17 protein-coding genes are annotated in these 18,454 nt (G+C 43.1%); 7 read left to right on the plus strand and 10 right to left on the minus strand.

The features are described from left to right. Window positions 1-11 precede the first annotated feature (11 nt). From arfB to dapA, 3 genes are all read right to left on the minus strand, one after another. Window positions 12-428, minus strand: a complete 417-nt coding sequence (gene arfB / locus ACI4L0_RS06540) for an alternative ribosome rescue aminoacyl-tRNA hydrolase ArfB (protein WP_439799367.1) — start codon at window positions 426-428, stop codon at window positions 12-14. Between the two features lie 131 nt (window positions 429-559). Next, window positions 560-1,660: an aspartate-semialdehyde dehydrogenase gene (gene asd, locus ACI4L0_RS06545; protein ID WP_439799368.1), complete on the minus strand. Its 1,101-nt coding sequence runs from the start codon at window positions 1,658-1,660 to the stop codon at window positions 560-562. A gap of 60 nt (window positions 1,661-1,720) precedes the next feature. After that, window positions 1,721-2,626: a 4-hydroxy-tetrahydrodipicolinate synthase gene (gene dapA / locus ACI4L0_RS06550; protein ID WP_439799369.1), complete on the minus strand. Its 906-nt coding sequence runs from the start codon at window positions 2,624-2,626 to the stop codon at window positions 1,721-1,723. Between the two features lie 348 nt (window positions 2,627-2,974). On the opposite strand from dapA, the gene ACI4L0_RS06555 reads away from it, so the two are divergent. The 4 genes from ACI4L0_RS06555 (at window position 2,975) to murI (ending at window position 8,640) form a co-directional block, all read left to right on the plus strand. Further along, a complete protein-coding gene (locus ACI4L0_RS06555) occupies window positions 2,975-5,158 on the plus strand; it encodes a response regulator transcription factor (RefSeq protein WP_439799370.1) in 2,184 nt (727 codons plus the stop codon). Window positions 5,159-5,194: 36 nt separating this feature from the next. Next, on the plus strand, window positions 5,195-6,256 hold the full coding sequence (aroC, locus tag ACI4L0_RS06560) for a chorismate synthase (protein ID WP_439799371.1): 1,062 nt from the start codon (window positions 5,195-5,197) through the stop codon (window positions 6,254-6,256). A 3-nt stretch (window positions 6,257-6,259) separates the two neighbouring features. Further along, a complete protein-coding gene (locus tag ACI4L0_RS06565) occupies window positions 6,260-7,705 on the plus strand; it encodes a D-alanyl-D-alanine carboxypeptidase family protein (protein ID WP_439799372.1) in 1,446 nt (481 codons plus the stop codon). Between the two features lie 95 nt (window positions 7,706-7,800). Next, window positions 7,801-8,640 carry a glutamate racemase gene (gene murI / locus ACI4L0_RS06570; RefSeq protein ID WP_439799373.1) on the plus strand — a complete coding sequence of 280 codons (840 nt, stop codon included), beginning with the start codon at window positions 7,801-7,803 and terminating at the stop codon, window positions 8,638-8,640. On the opposite strand, the gene ACI4L0_RS06575 is transcribed toward murI, so the two are convergent. The 3 genes from ACI4L0_RS06575 to ACI4L0_RS06585 all read right to left on the minus strand — a co-directional run bounded on the left by ACI4L0_RS06575 (window position 8,637) and on the right by ACI4L0_RS06585 (window position 11,596). Continuing rightward, a complete protein-coding gene (locus ACI4L0_RS06575; RefSeq protein WP_439799374.1) occupies window positions 8,637-9,839 on the minus strand; it encodes an NADP-dependent isocitrate dehydrogenase in 1,203 nt (400 codons plus the stop codon). The genes murI and ACI4L0_RS06575 overlap by 4 nt on opposite strands. A 184-nt stretch (window positions 9,840-10,023) precedes the next feature. After that, window positions 10,024-10,803 (minus strand): type I methionyl aminopeptidase, encoded by a 780-nt coding sequence (gene map, locus ACI4L0_RS06580; RefSeq protein WP_439799375.1) that lies wholly within the window; start codon window positions 10,801-10,803, stop codon window positions 10,024-10,026. 28 nt (window positions 10,804-10,831) lie between these two features. After that, window positions 10,832-11,596 (minus strand): J domain-containing protein, encoded by a 765-nt coding sequence (locus ACI4L0_RS06585; RefSeq protein ID WP_439799376.1) that lies wholly within the window; start codon window positions 11,594-11,596, stop codon window positions 10,832-10,834. 166 nt (window positions 11,597-11,762) lie between these two features. Here ACI4L0_RS06585 and gatC point away from each other — a divergent pair, with 166 nt between their 5' ends. Genes gatC through gatB form a run of 3 tightly spaced genes read left to right on the plus strand, consistent with a single transcriptional unit; the run spans window position 11,763 to window position 15,127 of the window. Continuing rightward, the gene (gene gatC, locus ACI4L0_RS06590; RefSeq protein ID WP_439799377.1) at window positions 11,763-12,077 is read left to right on the plus strand and encodes an Asp-tRNA(Asn)/Glu-tRNA(Gln) amidotransferase subunit GatC; all 315 of its coding nucleotides are present in this window, start codon (window positions 11,763-11,765) and stop codon (window positions 12,075-12,077) included. A 1-nt stretch (window position 12,078) separates the two neighbouring features. Further along, the gene (gene gatA, locus ACI4L0_RS06595) at window positions 12,079-13,584 is read left to right on the plus strand and encodes an Asp-tRNA(Asn)/Glu-tRNA(Gln) amidotransferase subunit GatA (protein ID WP_439799378.1); all 1,506 of its coding nucleotides are present in this window, start codon (window positions 12,079-12,081) and stop codon (window positions 13,582-13,584) included. Window position 13,585: 1 nt separating this feature from the next. After that, on the plus strand, window positions 13,586-15,127 hold the full coding sequence (gene gatB / locus ACI4L0_RS06600) for an Asp-tRNA(Asn)/Glu-tRNA(Gln) amidotransferase subunit GatB (RefSeq protein ID WP_439799379.1): 1,542 nt from the start codon (window positions 13,586-13,588) through the stop codon (window positions 15,125-15,127). A gap of 337 nt (window positions 15,128-15,464) precedes the next feature. Here the strand turns inward: gatB and ACI4L0_RS06605 are convergent, their stop codons facing one another. The 4 genes from ACI4L0_RS06605 to ACI4L0_RS06620 form a co-directional block, all read right to left on the minus strand. Then, window positions 15,465-15,989 (minus strand): hypothetical protein, encoded by a 525-nt coding sequence (locus tag ACI4L0_RS06605; protein WP_439799380.1) that lies wholly within the window; start codon window positions 15,987-15,989, stop codon window positions 15,465-15,467. Further along, on the minus strand, window positions 15,986-16,636 hold the full coding sequence (locus tag ACI4L0_RS06610) for a hypothetical protein (protein WP_439799381.1): 651 nt from the start codon (window positions 16,634-16,636) through the stop codon (window positions 15,986-15,988). The genes ACI4L0_RS06605 and ACI4L0_RS06610 overlap by 4 nt, the downstream gene beginning before the upstream one ends. A 232-nt stretch (window positions 16,637-16,868) precedes the next feature. Beyond that, window positions 16,869-17,612, minus strand: a complete 744-nt coding sequence (locus ACI4L0_RS06615; protein ID WP_439799382.1) for a hypothetical protein — start codon at window positions 17,610-17,612, stop codon at window positions 16,869-16,871. Beyond that, entirely contained in the window at window positions 17,599-18,171 is a 573-nt protein-coding gene (locus tag ACI4L0_RS06620) for a hypothetical protein (RefSeq protein ID WP_439799383.1), read from the minus strand. Before ACI4L0_RS06620 ends, ACI4L0_RS06615 begins: the two co-directional genes overlap by 14 nt. Between the last annotated feature and the right edge of the window lie 283 nt (window positions 18,172-18,454).

The raw sequence follows: 18,454 nt of genomic DNA on the forward strand, positions 1-18,454 counted from the left end.
ACTGAATCTTTCTAAGGCAAGTCAACAGCCAGTCTCTGATGCTTGAGCAAGGATCTGATTTTTTTAGATTTCAGGCGTTTTTCCTTTGAGGCTGCTGTTGGCTTTGTCTTTATGCGTTTTTTTGTGATTTTTACCGCCGCAATTATTTTTGCTTCAAGTCTTTCAAATGCATTTTTTCTGTTCTGCCCCTGAAATCTTGTTTCCTCGCAGTCTGTGAAAAGCTCGAAATTTTTATTTATAAACGGCTTGCAGTTTTTTGCCAGAAGCTCATATTCTTTTTCTGAAAGCCCTGAAATTTTTGAAACAGGAATTGAAAGGCGGACTTTTGTGTTTACCTTGTTTACGTTTTGTCCGCCTTTTCCGCCTGAGCGTGAAAAAGAAATAGAGGCATTGCTGAGAATTGAATTATGAAGTGCTTCTCTGTCCATTTTTACCTGTGCCCTGCTTTGTCCTTCCGGGCGTTGTGCGCTGTAAAAAGAACAGCAGACAGCCATGTTTTACTATGACCGTCTGCCGTTTTCTTCAGCATATAGCTTGCAGTTTTATTCTCTGCGCTTTTTTAGAGCGAATCAAAAAATCCCTTTGCCTTTAAAAGCTCTGCATTCAGAATTCCTCCGAGAGCAGCTCCGCGCTTGGTATTGTGGCTTAAAGCTATAAATTTTACGTCAAACACGTTGCATTTTCTCAGTCGTCCGATTACACAGGCCATTCCCTTTTCAGTTTCGCGGTCACGGCGTGGCTGCGGACGGTTTTCTTCATGGCGCACAACAATAGGATGCTCCGGCGCATTTGGAAGATTCAGCTCCTGAGGCACAGACTTGTATGAAGTCCAGACCTTTTCAATTTCCTCAAGAGAAGGCTTTTTGTCTTCAGGCAGATCGAATTCAAGTGAAACGCAGGCTGTGTGTCCGTCTACAACAGGAACACGGGTGCATGTTGAAGAAACAACCGGAAGCTTTGCGTTTTCTATCTTGCCGTCTTTTACCGTTCCAAGGATTTTGAGACATTCCTTTTCTGTTTTTTCTTCCTCGCCGCCGATGTACGGAACAATGTTGTCAATCATGTCAAACGAAGAAACTCCAGGGTAGCCTGCGCCGCTTGTTGCCTGAAGAGTTGTAACAATCATTCTCTTTACAGGATAGCCGGCCTGAATCAGCGCATGGAGAGGCATCATGTATGTTTGCAGCGAGCAGTTTGGCTTTACAGCGATAAAGCCTTTTTCCCAGCCGTGGTGCTTTTTCTGTTCCTCTATTACATCAAGGTGGCTGTAGTTGATTTCCGGAACAAGCATCGGAACATCTTCTGTCCAGCGGTTTGCGCTTGCGTTTGAAACAACAGGAATACCTTCCGAAGCATATTCCGCTTCAAGCGACTTTATAGCATCCTTGTCCATTTCCAGTGCGCTGAATACAAAGCTGCATTTTCCGAGCGCGCATTTTGCATCGTTTGCATCCTGGACTGTAAGGTCAGCAACTCCTTCTGGAATTTCTGCGCCGATAAGCCATCTGTTTGCTACGGCATCCTTGTATTTTTTTCCTGCCGAGCGCGGAGAGGCTGCAACGTATGAAACTTCAAACCATGGATGGTTTTCAAGCAGCTTTATATATCTTTGACCGACCATTCCCGTTGCACCAAGCACGCCAACTTTAATTCTTTCCATAAAAATACCTCTGTTTTTATTCGTAGGGGAACCTCTTGAAATTGAAGCTTCCGAGGTTTCCTAAAGGCCACATTCCTTCAGTGCAGCTTCTATTATTTTCTTCGCTTCATCTGAAACTTCAACCAGCGGAAGCCTTACAGAGCCTGCTGGAAGTTTCTTGAAATTCATCGCGTACTTTATTGAAGTTGGATTTCCATCCGCAAAAGCCGCCTTAAAGAAAGGAAGCAGCCTGTAGTGGATTTTCCTTGCCTTTTCAAAGTCGCCGTTCAGGCACTCTGTGACCATTTCTGTCATAAGCGAAGGTGCAAGATTTGAAACAACAGAAATAACACCGTCACCGCCGGCAGCCATAAGAGGCAGGGTAAGACCATCGTCGCCTGAAAGAACTGAAAAATCAGGATGCTTTGATTTTATTTTTGCAATAACATCCATCATCTGCGAAATATTTCCGCTCGCTTCCTTTACGGCTACAATGTTCGGAAGATCCGCTATGCGTGCAAGAACATCTGTGGGAATATTCACTCCAGTTCTTCCCTGTATATTGTAAACAACAATCGGAATGCCGACTTTTGAAACTGCCTCAAAGTGCCGGAAAATGCCTTCCTTTGACGGTTTGTTGTAATATGGTGTAACAACAAGCGCGGCATCGGCTCCGGCGGCTTTTGCTCTTTCTGTATATCTGACAGCATCCTGTGTATTATTGCTTCCAGCTCCCATAATAACAGGCACTGCTACGCCTTTTTCCTGCTCCCAGGCTTTTTTTTCGGACATGATGATTTCAATCATCTTTTCTTCCTCAGCCTCGTCGAGAGTAGGTGTCTCGCTTGTTGTGCACAGAGGAACAAGACCGTTTATTCCGCCTTCAAGCTGGTTTTTTATATGTTTCCTGAAGCCCTCGTAATCTATTGAACTGTCAGTGTTCATGGGTGTTATCATTGCTGTAAAAGTACCGCGTAACTTAATCATAGGACCTCCAAATAATTTTTTCAGTTGATTATTGCACTTTTATAGAAAAAAAGCAACGCAGTGAAAGTTTCTGCCCGGCACGGCAGAGTGTTTTCCGGGCAAAAAAAAAGACCGCCCTGTAATATTGGCAGAACGGTCTGTGTTTTTTCTAAATTATGAAAAAACAATAGGAAACCTCTAAAAACAGACGTTTTCCGGGGTTTCCGATATATATAATCTCTTCAGCTTTATTGATTTGAATCATAAACACCTGAAAAATTCGCTAATATACCATAAAAATGGTAGTTTTATACCTAAATAATGGTAATTTTTATTTGATTTTTGAATAACTTAGGTTATAATTCAGTTATGAAAATTAAGAGCCGTTCACTCTTCTTGTCTGCTGTTCTGCTGCTGTTTTTTTATCCGGCCGCTGCAAAAGAAAAAATATCAAAGAATGAAATCCCTGTTAATATAAAGTATTACGTTGATTCCACGGGTGAAAAAACTCTTGCCGATATTGATGACAGCCTTTTTGAGAATGTGTATGGCACTGGAAATTCAGGCTCTTACAAGGGCGCATTGTGGCTTGATATACGCCCTGAGGTTTCTGAAATTCATCACTGTATTGTGTCGTTTGGAAAAGACCGCATAGATTCAGCTGAATTCTATGAAAAGCGGGACGGGCAGTATCATTTTTTAGGAAAGATAGGATACAGCTGCACCAATGGCACTGAAAGCAAAATGGATGTTTTTCATTCTTTTCCTGTTTTCGGGGATTCGCTGTGTTCTTCCGACTGCAATATTCGTATCAGGATAATGAACCGCAGCGGAAATTTTATAACAGTAAAGCTTTTCAGGGATCTTGTTTTTTTTCATTTGTGCCGGATTTACTTTATAAAGCTGTACACTGTTCTGGGCGTGAGCTTTTGTATATTTGTAATACTTTTTATATATGCGCTTTCGATGCGGCGGCTCATGGTGTTTTTTTTGTCTGTTTCGTCTTTGTTCTACTTTTTGTTCCAGATTCAGGCGAGGGGCGGAGGTCTGTTTTTCCTGAGGGAATTTTCAGTGCCGTTTTTTATTTTCAATAGGCTTGAGTATTGCTTTGAAACTTCGGTTTTTCTGTTTTTATTTTTTTCGGCGTGCTGTGCGTTGAAAAAATGTTCCGGCTCTGCATATAGAAAAATTTCTCCGATTGCAATTCAGCTTGTTGTTGTTTCCTATGCGCTTCTTTTTACTGTTCAGGAAGAATCCATGATGCTTTATTCGTATACGATTCTTTCTATTGTATCAAAGATTTTCTTTGTTCTTTCCGTGGCTTTTTGCCTTGGGGCGGTGGAAAAGAACACAAGGATAATTATGCTGCTTTGGATTCCGCAGACTTTGTTTTTTTCGATGATGCAGATTTCCCGGGCTTTCAGGATAAAATCCTCCAATGCGTTTTTTGATTTTCTGGCAGAGGATTCGCTCATGCTGTCATTCTGTTTTTTTCTGATTTCCACAATGCCGGTGCTTTTTTTTATAGCGCAGAAAATATGCCTGGAAATTCAGGAGTCAAAGTCCGAGCTGGAAAAAATCCGCGCGCAGAATTCACAGCTTGCTGTCCAGAACAATTTGATGAATGGGCTTTTCAAGGGCATTATGTTTGATTCCATGCAGATTTTGAGCATGGTGGATATTCTTTCAAGGCAGATTTTTGCTCCAAGGGCTGTTTCGTATATAGAAATTGTAAAAATAAATTCCGCCAAAATAAGCGACATAATCGCGGGCTTTACAACGTACAATGACCGAAGCTGTCTGGAAGAGCATCCGATTCTGCTCACGGAATTTTTTTTGAGCTGCATTCAGGCTTCAAAAATTTGTTTTTCGTCCAGAGAGGTCGCGCTGTCACATTCGGTGCTTGTAAATCCCGGCACGCTGATTCTGGCCGACATGCGCATTGCAGAATTGTTTTTTATATCATTTTTAAATTCCGTAATAGAAGTTTCTGTGCCGGGAAGCGGTGTTGCGGTCTGCCTGAAAGATGCCGATGAGAATTTTGTTTTAAGTGTTTCGGCGGAAATAGATGCCAAAAATGAGCAGGAAGTTCTGCGCTGCATTGAATCAAAAAATGACAGGCGCAATTTTACGTTTATCATGCAAATGGCTGAAATTTACCGCGGCTCTCTTTCTGTTTCAGGGGGCGACGGAAAATTTAAATTTTCTGTTGCGCTTGATTTTTGCCGTGTTGAAAATTCCGCGGACAGAAGCGTCATTATAAACAAGACAAGATTTTCTTCATACAAAAAGAACGCCCAGACAAGGACAGAGCGGGGCAAGGCGGAAGATACAGCTTTGGTGGATGCCAGCGCGGAAAAAACTGACGATCCTGCAAAAAAACTTTCGTCGAGAGAAAGACAGATTTCAGAGCTTATAATTTCCGGGAAAAGCGACAAGGAAATTGCGGATGAACTTTGCATAAGCCCTGGAACTGTTGCAAGCCACAACAAGAAAATTTTTAAAAAACTTGATGTCCATAGCCGTGTTGAGTTGATAAATAAATTGCGTTAAAATCGTTTTGAAGTTTTCTTTTATAAGGAATATGATATGTCAGGAAGTACATTTGGCGAACTTTTTAGAGTTTCAACATTCGGAGAAAGCCACGGCGCAGGGCTGGGCTGTATAATAGACGGATGTCCTGCCGGAATTGATGTGGACGAGGAATTTCTTCAGCATGAAATGGCTCGCAGACGTCCCGGTGCAAAGGGAGCTGCCGTAACAGAGCGCAAGGAATCTGACTGTGCGGAAATTCTGAGCGGCGTGTTCGAGGGAAAAACCACAGGCACTCCGATAGCTGTTTTAGTGCGCAATTCAAACCAACATTCTTCTGACTACGACAATATAAAGAATTTGTTTCGCCCGGGGCACGCGGATTTTTCCTATTACAAAAAATACGGTATAAGGGATTACCGGGGCGGAGGAAGAGCCAGCGGGCGCGAAACCTGTGCAAGGGTTGCAGCCGGGGCATTTGCCAAGATGTTTCTGCGCACACAGGGAATTGAAATTTTTGCGTACACAAAAGAGGCCGCCGGAATAAAGGGAAGCAAAGTTGATTTTTCTGAAATAGAAAAAAACCTGATGCGCGCGGCCGACAAGGATGCTGCTATTCTTATGCAGAAAAAAGTCGAAGAATTCAAGATGAGCAAAAATTCCTGCGGCGGCATTGTTGAGTGCGTTGCAAGGGGAGTTCCTGCCGGCCTGGGCGAGCCTGTGTTTGACAAGCTTGATGCGGTTTTGTCCCATGCCGTTATGTCGATAGGAGCTGTAAAGGGAATTGAATTCGGAAGCGGCTTTGAGTGTGCGGATTCAACCGGCTTGGAAAACAATGATTTCATGGAAAGCGGCTTTGAGTTCAGCACAAATAATGCAGGCGGAATTCTCGGCGGAATTTCACGGGGCGATGATATAATTTTCAGGGCGGCGATAAAGCCTGTTCCAAGCATCTATCTTTCCCAGAAGACTGTGGACATGAATGGAAACGCCTGCGACATTTTAATTGAAGGCCGCCACGATGTCTGCCTTTGTCCTAGGATTGTTCCCGTTGTAGAAGCTATGACCGCAATAGTTCTGGCGGATATGACTTTAAAAAACAGATGCAGCAGAGTTTGACCAATGGAAACATACACAGCCGATTTTTTTAAAGACCGCGGGCCGGATAAAAAAACATGCGGAAAATTTTCCGGAAAAAAAATCCGCCTTGCAGTTTTTTCTATTCTTGCGCTTTTGGTAATTTTTATTTCAGGCCAGGCGGTTTCTGTCTATGCTATTTTGCATCCGCGCGAGCCTGAGCCTTTGACTGAGGAGCAGAAAATTTTTCTTGCCGATGTGCTGGATAAAAAATTTCCGGCTCGCAATGAAACTGTGTCCCGGCTTCCGTTTCAGTTTTCCCCTGCGGATTTGCCTGTGAATGCCCAGAGCGCGATTGTAATAGATTTTGCGACAGGAAATATTCTCTTTGAAAAAAACGCGGATGCTGAAATTCCTCCGGCTTCCATGACCAAGCTTGTTGAAATGTATGTTGTGTTTGAGGCGGTTGAAAACAGAGAGGCATCGCTCGATGATGTGGTTCCGCTTCCGCCTGAAAGCTGGGCAAGAAATCTTCCGCAGGATGCCTCTGTGATGTTTCTTGACGAGGGGCAGCGTGTGACTTTGAGGGAGCTTTTGACGGGGCTTGCGGTTGCCAGCGGAAACGATGCTTCTGTTGCCGTTGCAAACTATATCTGCGGAAGCATGGATTCTTTTGTGGCGCGGATGAATCATGCTGTAAAAAAAATGGGGCTTGAAAAAACTGAATTTGTGGATTCCAGCGGCTACAGTGAAAAGAATGTTACAACGGCAAGGGAATTTTCAGCTTTCTGCAGAAACTACATAAGTCGTTTTCCTGATTCGCTCAGGGAATTTCATTCGAAGAAAATTCTGCGCTATCCTCTTGGAAAAAATCTTCCTGCCGCTTCCGCTCAAAAAAATGGAGATGGTCTTGCGGTGGTTCAGTACAACACAAACAAGCTTCTGGGAAATCTTGAAGGCTGCGATGGACTCAAGACTGGCTTTATAAATGAAAGCGGCTACAACATTGCGCTTACAGCCGAGCGGAACGGAGTGCGCTATATTTCAGTTACAATGCGAGGTCCCGGAAACGGAACTGCCCAGGGAAATTTTTACAGGGTGAAGGACGGAACCTGCCTCATGGAATTTGCATTTTCAAAGTTTTCGCCGTATATCGCAGAGCAGGAACATTCATTTTGCGTGGGGACTTCAGGCTCGTCGGTGAAAAGCATCCGGCTTGTTCCTGCTGCAAGTGAAAATTTTTCTGTGCCTTTTATCGCAGGAAATTCACCGCAGGAAGCGGCGGCTCAGGTTCAGGTTGAAGCCAGGATGATGCCAAGGGCGATTTTTGGTGAAATTGATGCGGGCACCCAGTTTGGAGTGTTGACTTATTCAGTGAATGGTGTTGTGCTGAATTCAGTTCCCCTTGTTGCGGACAGAAACAGCGGGCGCGTAAATTTTCTGATAAGAATTTGGGATTCCATTGCATTCAAAATCGCAGCCCTTCTGTAATCATCGGATGCTTGCGTTTAGCCATGCTGATTATTTATAATGAAAACTTCGAAGAACGGAAGCTTTTCGAGATAATTTTAAAATAATGGTTTTCTATGAAAGACAGAATTGACTTTGCATTTTTGGACAGCGGCACAGGCGGAATTCCTTACATGCTTTCGCTGAAGAAAAAATCCCCGGATTCACGCTGTGTTTATCTTGGCGACACTTTTCATTTTCCCTACGGAGAAAAAACTTCCGAAGAGGTGACGTTCTGTGCTTCCAAGGCAATTCAGAAAATACTGGATCTGTGGAATCCAAGGCTTGTGGTTATTGCCTGCAATACAATGAGTGTAACTGCGCTGGATCAGCTCAGAAAAAATTTTCCGGGGCTTCCGCTTGTTGGAACTGTTCCTGCTGTAAAGCTTGCCGCAAAGGTCACGGAAAATAAAAGGATAGGGCTTCTGGCGACAAACGCAACTGTCAATCATCCATACTGCCGGCGGCTGATTTCAGAGTTTGCCTCGGGGTGCACTGTGTTCAACCGCGGAGATCCCGAGCTTATCCGTTTTATTGAGCAGGATCTGTTTTATGCTTCCAGGGAGGAGCGCGAATCTGCTGTAAAGCCCGCTGTTGAGTTTTTCTGCTCGTGCGGCTGTGATACAATAATTCTTGGCTGCACTCACTTTACTCACATGTCGGAGGATATACAGAGATGCTTTTCTGCTTCCTCTGAAAAAAAAGTTTTTGTAGTTGACAGCCGCGATGGTGTTTCAAACCATGCGCTGAATGTGCTTTCCGCTTCGTCCGGCACAGGAAATTCTGAGCCGCTGCTGCCGCTTCCACCGGACATGAGTTTTTTTGTAACGAGCATAGGGAGCAAGGCCTGCCAGAAGGAATATGAAACGCTTTGCCGCAATTTCAATATTCCCTTTGGAGGCCTTTTGGAATTTTAGGCGTTCAGCTTTGCTGCGATTTCGTCGATGTATTCCCAGCTGTTTACAATTTTTTTAGCAGGAGGGTTTGCAAGACGGGCAAGGTCGCCTGTCATTGTGCCTTCTTCAATTACATCAAGAGTCGCCTTTTCAAGCTTGCGCGCAAATTCCAGAAGCTCCGGAGTTTTGTCCAGTTCCGCGCGCTTTGCAAGTGCACCTGTCCAGGCAAAAATCAGCGCAACAGGATTTGTGGAAGTTTTTTCGCCCTTCAGGTACTTGTAGTAGTGCTTCTGGACTGTTCCATGGCTTGCTTCGTATTCGAATTCGCCGTTCGGAGAAACCAGTACAGAAGTCATCATCGCAAGGCTTCCGCAGGCTGAGGCAATCATGTCGCTCATTACATCTCCATCATAGTTTTTGCATGCCCATAGAATTCCGCCTTCGCTTTTCATTATGCGAGCCACGGCATCATCGATGAGTGTGTAAAAATATTCTATGCCGGCTTCCTGGAACTTATCCTTAAATTCCGCCTCGAACACTTCGTTGAAAATCGCCTTGAAATTTCCGTCGTAGGTTTTGCTTATAGTGTCCTTTGCGCCGAACCAGACACTGATTTTTTTATCAAGGGCATACATAAAGCAGCACCGCGCGAAATTTCTGATTGAATCATCTGTGTTGTGAATTCCCTGGATTATTCCCGGGCCTTTCATCACCTGGATTGTTTTTCTTATTTCCTTTCCGTCATCGCCTGTGAAAACAAGCTCAGCCTTTCCGGCGCCGGGAGTTTTTATTTCGCAGTTTTTGTAGACATCTCCGTATGCGTGTCTTCCAAGCACAATCGGCTTTTTCCATGACGAAACAGCGCACTGTATATTGCTTACAAAAATCGGAGCGCGGAAAACTGTTCCGTCAAGCTCGCCCCTGAGAATTCCGTTTGGAGAAGGAGTAAGCTGCTTGAGCTTGTACTCTTCCATTCTAGCTGCGTTGCTTGTTATTGTTGCGCATTTTACACCGACTCCAAGGCGCTTGATTGCGGCGGCGGCCTCATAGGTTACCTTGTCGTCTGTGTCGTCGCGGTTTTTCAAACCAAGATCGAAGTATTCAACATTAAGCTCAACATACGGTTCAAGGAGCTTTTCCTTAATGACTTTCCACAGGACACGGGTCATCTCATCACCGTCAAGTTCTGCGATTGGATTTTTCATTTTAATCTTTTCCATAAAGATACTCCTCTAAAAAGTCAATGACGAAGCTGGCTGGAAACTTTGTTGCCAGAACACCTTCCGACTTGGCTTTTTTAGCACATCCACAGTGAAATGGACTCGCAACGCAAGTTTTCACCGGAATATGCGGTTGATATAAAAGTCTGCAACGCAAACTTAAAAACTGCCGCGCGGACAGTTTTTATTTCAAACATGAATTCCCGTTGTAATCCAGGTCTGTAAGAATTTCTGTGTGATCCCTGAACACCGCCACTGTGTGCTCTTCATGGCAGCTCCATGAGCCGTCAGCGGTAACAACAGTCCACTCGCTTCCGTTCTCTATTTCCACATCAGCCGTGCCTTCGTTTATCATCGGCTCAATCGCAAGCACCATTCCAGCCTGAATGCGCGGATTCGGACCGGTTGAAGGGCAGTTGCACACGTTCGGATCTTCGTGCACCTCAAGGCCTACACCGTGGCCGCAGTACTCGTATACAACGCCGTATTTGTTCTGGTTGTATGCAATGTCATAGACCGCGTTTGCAATGTCGCTGATTCTGTTTCCCACACGGCATGCATCGATTCCGGCTGAAAGACATTCCCTTGTTACGCGGCACAGCTTCTGGTGGGCGGGTTTTACGTTTCCCACAAGGACAGTGTGCGTGCTGTCGGAAATGTATCCGTTCAGCACAAGACCTATGTCAAGTGAAACAATATCGCCGTCCTTTACGATTCTTTTTTTTGAGGGAACTCCATGGATAACCTGGTTGTTTATGCTTATGCATGCGCACCCCGGAAACTGCTCTTCGTACCATGCCGGCGTTGCTCCGAATTTTCTTGCGAACTCCACGCACCAGTTGTCGATTTCCTTTGTGCTGACACCGGGCTTTACCCTTGGAATGATTTCATTGAACAAGTCGGCGAGCAGGTGGCAGCTTTTTCTTATTCCGTTGATCTGCTCTTCATTTTTTAAACGTATCATTTTTTTTCTCCCATAAGGAAAGATAATCTTACTCTGTTTCCGCTGAAATTCTCGCAGCCTCTTTTCTGCATATTTCGGCAGTCTGAAAATCACCAATCCGCTCGTACGCGCCTCCCATCTTCAGAAGAAAGAAAGCATCGTCGTTTTTTCCAAATTGAAGCTCAAGCGCGCGCTCCCATGCATCAATCGCAAGCTCGTCGTTCACGGTGCCTTCGATGTTGTTCCTGAGAACATGGCGGGCAAGGCTTTTCACTTCCGGGAAAAACAGCTTGAAGTGGGCGTATGAAAATTCCATCTGGATAATCTGATCCAGAAGAATCACCGCATCATAATATTCCTGGCGCAGAACAAGCTCCTCCGCAAGAATAAAGCCGTAATCCATAAAATCTTCGCGCGTAAACCAGTGTGCCAGCCTGAATCCCGGATGCTCTGTGTTCATCCGCTTGAATTCATTTACAGCCTCGTCCTCGTTGCTGTGCATCAAGTCAAAAAAAATCAGCTTGGCTCGGCTTTCGTCATCGGAACGCTCCTGAAGCCATTTGCGGTAGTCAAAGACCGATGTCTTTTTTTCGCGGTGAAAAGGATTCTGCCTGAATACAGCCGCCTCGTCAAAAAGCCCGCGCGATTTGATGTCGGACAGAATTTCGTATGCGGCGGCAAGCTCCTGAAATGCCACTGAATCTTTTCCGGTGACATCCGGGTGGAGAATCTTTGCCTTTTTTCTGTAAGCGCGCCGGATTTCAGCGATAGTAGCCGTTTTTGGCACGCCCAGAATCTTGTAGTAGTCCTTCATTTTTCCTGCCGCGGTGGAAAATATTCACACGGTGGAAAGTTTACATTTTTTTTTGTGTTTAGGGAACAATTTTTATTTAGGAAACTTTGAAAAACTGAAGTTTTTCGTCTGCGCCTGAAAAAAAGCTAAATTGCTAAAACACTTTAAATTGTGTATAATCTGCGGCATGAGTGAAAATAAACGAACTGTTGATGAATCAACGCTTGAAAAACTTTTGTATCTTTCACGTCTTTCCCCGGAAAGCACAGACATGGCCACTTTGAAAAAACAGGTGGATGAAATAGTCGGGTATTTTGATATTCTTTCCAAATATGATGACAGCGAAAATCCTTACGATGCCTATCCTTCAACAAAAGCCGAATGTCTGCGCGAGGACGAGATTGTCGCCGGACTTGAGATGCATGATGTCAAAAAAATAAACGAGCCGAATTTTATGGACGGATATTTCCAGGTTCCAAAAGTTTTGGGAGAAGGTGCGTAAAATGAAATACAAGACAATAAAGGAAACCGTGGAAGCCCTCAAGAGCGGTGAAGTTTCAAGCGCCGCCCTGATAAAGGAATCAAAGGAAACTTTTGAAGCCGACAGAAATTCCGAGCTTCCCCTGAATGCGTTTCTTGAAATTTATGATGATGTTCTAAAGTCCGCGGAGGAAGCTGACTGTGAAATTTCCGAGGCGAGAAAAACAGGCTCGCTCGAAAAGCTTTTTGAGGAAAAGCCGCTGCTTGGAATTCCTTTTGCGGTAAAGGACAATATTTCTGTCCGCGGAAAAAAGCTTACGTGTTCAAGCAAAATTCTTGAAGGCTATGTTGCGCCCTACAATGCGACTGTGGTGGATCGGCTTAAAAAGGCCGGCGCAATTCCAATCGGAAGATGCAACCAGGATGAATTTGCCATGGGCTCTTCAACTGAATATTCTGTTTACGGCCCTACAAGAAATCCGATTGACAGGGCTTATGTTTCAGGCGGCTCTTCAGGCGGTCCGGCTGCTGCGGTTGCTGCAAACCAGGCTTTGTTTTCGCTTGGAACTGAAACCGGAGGCTCTGTCCGTCTTCCTGCAAGTTACTGCGGAATCTACGGTCTTAAGCCGACTTACGGAGTTTTGAGCCGCTGGGGAGTTGTTGCATACGGCTCTTCTCTGGATCAGGTCGGAATTCTCGGGCATACACCGCAGGATATTGCGATTCCCCTGAGCGTTATGAGCGGCGTTGATTTTTACGATGATACTTCCGCCGAGCTTCCCGGAGCAAAGCCTTCGCTCGAGCCTTACGCTGATTTTTCCAGCCTGAAGATTGCGGTGCCCAAGCAGTTCCTTGAGTCCAAGGGAATGGACAGCGATGTGGCGTCCGTTTTTGAATCTACACGCGCATGGTTTGAAAAAAAAGGCGCAAAAATAACAGTGGTTGATTTGCCCGTTCTGGATGCATCCATTGCAAGCTATTATGTGATTGCGCTTTCCGAGGCCGCTTCAAATTTAAGCCGCTTTGATGGAATCAGGTACGGCAGCAGGATTGACAACGGAAAGGGCTACGATGAGCTTTATGTTGATACCCGCAGCAATGGATTCGGGCCGGAAGTCAAGCGTAGAATTATAATCGGAAACTATGTTTTGTCCGAGCAGTTTTCAGGCGACACATACAAGAAGGGAATGTCCGTGCGCGCCCGTATTCAGCGTGAAATAGCATTCTTGTTTGAAAACTTTGATTTGATTCTTTGCCCGACATGCCCGACACCGGCTTTCAAACTCGGCCAGAAAGTTGATGATCCGCTTGCGATGTACCTCAGCGACCTGTTCACTACATTTGTGAATCTTGCCCGGATTCCGTCGCTGTCTGTTCCCGCCGGCCGCACTTCAGCTGAAAATGGAAATATGCCTGTTGGAATTCAGTTTGCGGGGCCGATGTTCAGCGAGATGAAAATTCTTGAAATTGCGCAGGCCTGGGAAAATGATCATGCAGGATGCGGAATTCCTGTTGCGGAGGAAAAGTAAAATGCCTTCAATAGATAAATACGAAATTGTAATCGGCTGTGAAATTCATACACAGCTTCTGACAAAAACAAAGGCATTCTGTGCCTGCGAGAACCGCTACGGAGGAATGCCAAACACCCGTGTCTGCCCTGTGTGCCTTGGACTTCCAGGAGCAATGCCGCGTGTTTCAAAAGGATATGTGGAGCTTGGCGCTGTTGCCGGACTTGCCCTCAACTGCGAAATTTCGCGCTTTACAAAATTTGACCGGAAGCATTATTTTTATCCAGACCTTGCGAAGGGCTATCAGATTACACAGTATGATATTCCGCTTTGCCACGACGGCTATGTTGATCTTCCGATGCACAAGTATCCAAAGGAGCAGCAGTTCGGTTCGGAAAAATGCCGCACAAAAAATTTCATCGGTCAGGACTGCATTCTGGAAAACGGAAAATACCGCCGTGTCCGTGTTGAGCGCATTCACCTTGAAGAGGACGTAGGAAAATCCCTTCACCTTCAGGGAGCACATTCATACATTGACTACAACCGCTCGGGAACTCCGCTGATTGAAATTGTCACAAAGCCCGACATGACAAGTCCGGAAGAGGCAGCGCTTTTTATGGAAACCGTTCAGGAAATTCTCCGCTATGTGAAAGTTACAAACGGAAATCTTGAAGAAGGCAATATGCGCTGTGATGCGAATATAAACCTGAATGTCTGGGAAGACGGAAAACTTTATCATACGCCTATCTCTGAAATAAAAAATTTGAATTCGTTCCGCTCGATCCGCGATGCCTGTGCATACGAAGCACAGAGGCAGCTCAGGGAATTCCAGGAGGACAGACAGGAATTTAATCCCGGCTTCAAGGTTACGATGGGCTGGGACGAGGCGAAGGGTCAGACTGTGATTCAGCGCACAAAGAATTCATTTGTTGACTACCGCTTTGTTGTCGAGCCTGATATAAAGCCGTTTACTGTAAGCGAAGACCTTGTGCAGATTGCACATTCAAAGGTCGGGGAGCTTCCTGAAGCAAAGCGGACACGGCTCAAGAGCGACTACGGGCTTTCTGACTTTGATGTTGAAACTCTGACTTCCAGCAGGGAGCTTGCCGTGTGGTTCGAGGAGGCAGCGGCAGGAACTAAAAATCCAAAGCGCACCGCCAATATAATTCTTACAGAGCTTCTTGCAAAGCTGAACGAGGACAAAAAGGAAATATCGGATGTTTCAATAACACCGGCGCACATTTCCGGGCTTGTCAATGCGATTGATTCGCACAAGATTTCCAGCGCACAGGGAAAGGTTGTCTTTGCGCGCATGCTTGAAACAGGAAAGCTTGCCGATGAAATAATAAAGGAAGAAGGCATGGAAGTTGTCAGCGATGCCGGGGAAATCGGATTGATTGTTGACAAGGTTATTGCCGCCAATCCAAAGGCCGTGGCAGACTTCAAGTCAGGAAAGACAAATGTTGTGGGCTGGCTTATGGGACAGGTCATGAAAGAGTCAAAGGGAAAGGCAAACCCCGCAGAGGCAAGTTCGCTTGTTCAAAAGAAGCTTTCTGAAATATAGGGTAGCCTGAAAGCATTTGATTCTAAAAATTTAAAATAAAATTTAAGGGGGAGCCTTCAAAAACTAAAAGTTTTCCAAGGCTCCCTTTTTTCGTTGTAAGCAACCGTGCCGCTTGCGTTCCAGCTGTTTTTCCGCTTGCTAAATAAACAAAATATAACTTTTATTGATAAGCATAAAAATAGCCAATTTTAACGACAGTAATTCTAGATTTTCTATAATAAAATCCAATCAATTGCTATTTGTATGACTTACAAACAGAATTTGCGGGAAGGCGGAAGACACTAGATGTGGGGTGAGTAAGCAAATCACCATTATGATTTTTTAATACACTTTTACCTCATTGAATGATTTTACATTTCTCAACATAGGTTTTTAAAATGGCGTTTAAGTTGCCCACCTCCGACCAAAATTCATTGATTCGCGTTTTCAAAACATGAAAGAAAATATCTGCAGAAACAGTTGTGTCTGCACAAAGTTCTATTGTCGGTTTTTCATTCATTGCAAACCGTCCGTTGATTATGGGATATTTTCTTTCATAAAATGCAATATGAACGGCAGCATCTTTCTTTTCAAAAACAAAAAATTCACTTCCTTCCCAATATTCAAATTCAGCCGTCGTGTTGTTTTGCAATTCAATGTATACGTTTTTGAATGCGTCGAACCACACGTCAAGAAGTTCAAAACCTGGCAAGGAATCGTCAAGTGTCAGAAAACCATATTCATAATTCCCCAACTGAATCGAAATCCATCCGTCTGGCGTAACTTCTCTTTTTTCAAATTGCTCAATGTTTTTAATCTTTCGTAATTCCTTTTTTTCTTTACGACCAATCATATATTTTATATCAAAATTCTCATTTATCATTTCAACATCTCCAATGTTAAAGGGATTTTTCCATAAATTGTCTGAGGAACTCCATTTGACATAATTACTTCTACAGTTTCTCCATATGCAGTTGTACTATATGCTCCATTAGTAACACCATTTTTTATTGCTTCATTTAATGCTTTCATGGATGCATTTAATACTTTTCTGTCTGACCATTTAGGATTAAAAATAGTTTTTTTTGTTAAATTTACAAGATACTCCTTGGGACATCTTGAAGCTTGATTTCTCAAACCAGAAAGAGTATGTCTCGATAAAATATGATGTCTTAGATTTTTTGATAAATAATTTTTTGCAAGACTATTTCCTATGTTCCCTGATATAACTTTCCCAACAGAAATAAGTCCTCGTCCAATAAGAAGAATATCAAGCATAAGCATTGAGCCATCATTTATATCAACGATGTCTTTTTTGCTTTTTAGCTTCATAAAACCAAATTGGTCTTCAGGTCTGTGAAGAACTCCTTTTGGATTTTCATTGAAGAAAGCTTGCACTTCTTTCCAACTCATTTCTTGTTGTAGGAAATGAGATTTGTTGTATTGTTCTTCTGTTATATCTGAATCATATGTTTCATTCCCATCAGGGTCTATATAGCGTACCGGGTTATTCCCTGCATAATGATACAAATTGCCATTTGTCTAACGAAATGCCTCTTTTTGCCTCCTTGTAGCCTATTTTAGCACGAAAACCATAAATTCATCACTTTACTTTTTTAAATTTCGTAAGAATCCGGCTTTTTTTGCACGAATTCTCCCGGAATTTTGCTGATTTCTGCGCCTCTTCCCACAAATTGCTATTTGTGGGACTTACGAAGAGGTTGAAATTCCACTATACAGAGTAAGATTTGTATAGTGAATATCATAATTTTTTCTCCCAAAAAGAAGCGCGAATATTATCGTATTTATTGGAACTCTTTTTCAATAAATCGATATATTTTCTTATGCATTCTTCATTTCCATTCTGAGCGCCAATTCTAAGCCAATATACAGCGCTATCATATTCTGGATTAAGCAATAAAGTATTTTTTGGTATTTGATTTTGTTCAGTGAAGTCATTCATTTTTTCAGTATACAGATAGTAGGCGGCGTCCTTATTCCCATAATGAGCCGATTGTCTTATTTCTGAATAATTCATTTTTGAAAAACCATTTATTGATTTCTCTCGTAATTCAATGTCATTTTTTAATTCAAGTTCTTTATACAAATTATCTAAATAATCATCAATAAGGAAATCTGCGTTCTTACATCTTCTTATCCAATACCAGCCTCTTTCTTTTTCAAAAGATTTCTGACTAAGAAGCATAATTGCATAGTTATATGTTCCATTGGAATTGTTTGAGAGTTCATTTTCGCATAAAATTATTTCCCAAATACTAATGGCTTCATAATCCAATGCAGAAAATGAATAATATTCCCAAACTTTTAATGCAGCTTCGACAGACCCCTCCATAGCCTGTTTTTCTAAATTTTTTAATGTCTTTTTGGGAATAAAGTACTGTTCAACCTGATTCATTGCATTGTCATCCCTTTTTCCTTTAGAAAACAAATTGAAAGTTGAAAAAACAAATAATAAAATAAAAAAAATATCTTTACCTTTCCTCATTTGTGCTTCTTCCTATAAATTTATTCATTTTTCCTTTAGTTCCATCTTTATTTTTTATTTTATTTGGATTTGTTCCTTTTCCAACAGTTATTTCTCCACTAGGAGCTAGTACAATAGCTCCTTCTCCTAGTTCATCTGCAAGTTGTTGGGCAAAACAATCATTTTTATATCCTTTATTGTCTGGAGCTTTTCCTACATCACATGACCACAAGATAACAGTCATACCATCTTTATAGTTTTTATGAGATTTTATCATAGAGGCTAATGCTTTCGCAGAAATTGGTGTTGGAATTCCTCTGTCTTTGGAATCCTTTGCATAACCATTATATTTATACATTGCCATTCTATTACCATGTCCAGCTACAACAAAGTCTGCTCTATATCGTATGTGAGATTCCGCCTGTGCATATTGAGTTTCTTTATTTTGTGGATTTAGATTTATATCTGGACCTTTCGCCAATTCCCTGCCATAACTATCATATTTTGAATATGGATTAGCAGGACTATTCCCATCCGGGTCTGTATACTTGACAGGATTGTTCCCTGCGTAGTGGTACAAATTGCCATTTGTCTAACGAAACGCCTCTTTTTGCCTCCTTTTGACTGATTATAGCACAAATTCTTCCGAAATTCCGCGCTTTCTCAAAGAAATTCAGCCCCTTTTCCTGTCCCTTTTTCCCACAAATCCTAATTGACAGGAATTTTCCGCCGCTATTTGCAGGAATTATTTTTTGTTTGAAACAGGATATCCGCTTAATCAGAAAGCGGCAAAATTCTGGGAAAAAACGTAAAATTCACGCCGAGAATTCACCAAAAACACGCCGTGTTTTAAAAAATTCACG

The organism is Treponema sp. (assembly GCF_051883275.1).
GTDB lineage: Bacteria > Spirochaetota > Spirochaetia > Treponematales > Treponemataceae > Treponema_D.

Excerpts from the sequence above, each read along its gene's own strand:
- arfB (WP_439799367.1), bottom strand. The coding sequence starts at position 428 with ATGGACAGAGAAGCACTTCATAATTCAATTCTCAGCAATGCCTCTATT.
- asd (WP_439799368.1), bottom strand. The coding sequence starts at position 1,660 with ATGGAAAGAATTAAAGTTGGCGTGCTTGGTGCAACGGGAATGGTCGGT.
- dapA (WP_439799369.1), bottom strand. The coding sequence starts at position 2,626 with ATGATTAAGTTACGCGGTACTTTTACAGCAATGATAACACCCATGAAC.
- ACI4L0_RS06555 (WP_439799370.1), top strand. The coding sequence starts at position 2,975 with ATGAAAATTAAGAGCCGTTCACTCTTCTTGTCTGCTGTTCTGCTGCTG.
- aroC (WP_439799371.1), top strand. The coding sequence starts at position 5,195 with ATGTCAGGAAGTACATTTGGCGAACTTTTTAGAGTTTCAACATTCGGA.
- ACI4L0_RS06565 (WP_439799372.1), top strand. The coding sequence starts at position 6,260 with ATGGAAACATACACAGCCGATTTTTTTAAAGACCGCGGGCCGGATAAA.
- murI (WP_439799373.1), top strand. The coding sequence starts at position 7,801 with ATGAAAGACAGAATTGACTTTGCATTTTTGGACAGCGGCACAGGCGGA.
- ACI4L0_RS06575 (WP_439799374.1), bottom strand. The coding sequence starts at position 9,839 with ATGGAAAAGATTAAAATGAAAAATCCAATCGCAGAACTTGACGGTGAT.
- map (WP_439799375.1), bottom strand. The coding sequence starts at position 10,803 with ATGATACGTTTAAAAAATGAAGAGCAGATCAACGGAATAAGAAAAAGC.
- ACI4L0_RS06585 (WP_439799376.1), bottom strand. The coding sequence starts at position 11,596 with ATGAAGGACTACTACAAGATTCTGGGCGTGCCAAAAACGGCTACTATC.
- gatC (WP_439799377.1), top strand. The coding sequence starts at position 11,763 with ATGAGTGAAAATAAACGAACTGTTGATGAATCAACGCTTGAAAAACTT.
- gatA (WP_439799378.1), top strand. The coding sequence starts at position 12,079 with ATGAAATACAAGACAATAAAGGAAACCGTGGAAGCCCTCAAGAGCGGT.
- gatB (WP_439799379.1), top strand. The coding sequence starts at position 13,586 with ATGCCTTCAATAGATAAATACGAAATTGTAATCGGCTGTGAAATTCAT.
- ACI4L0_RS06605 (WP_439799380.1), bottom strand. The coding sequence starts at position 15,989 with ATGATAAATGAGAATTTTGATATAAAATATATGATTGGTCGTAAAGAA.
- ACI4L0_RS06615 (WP_439799382.1), bottom strand. The coding sequence starts at position 17,612 with ATGAGGAAAGGTAAAGATATTTTTTTTATTTTATTATTTGTTTTTTCA.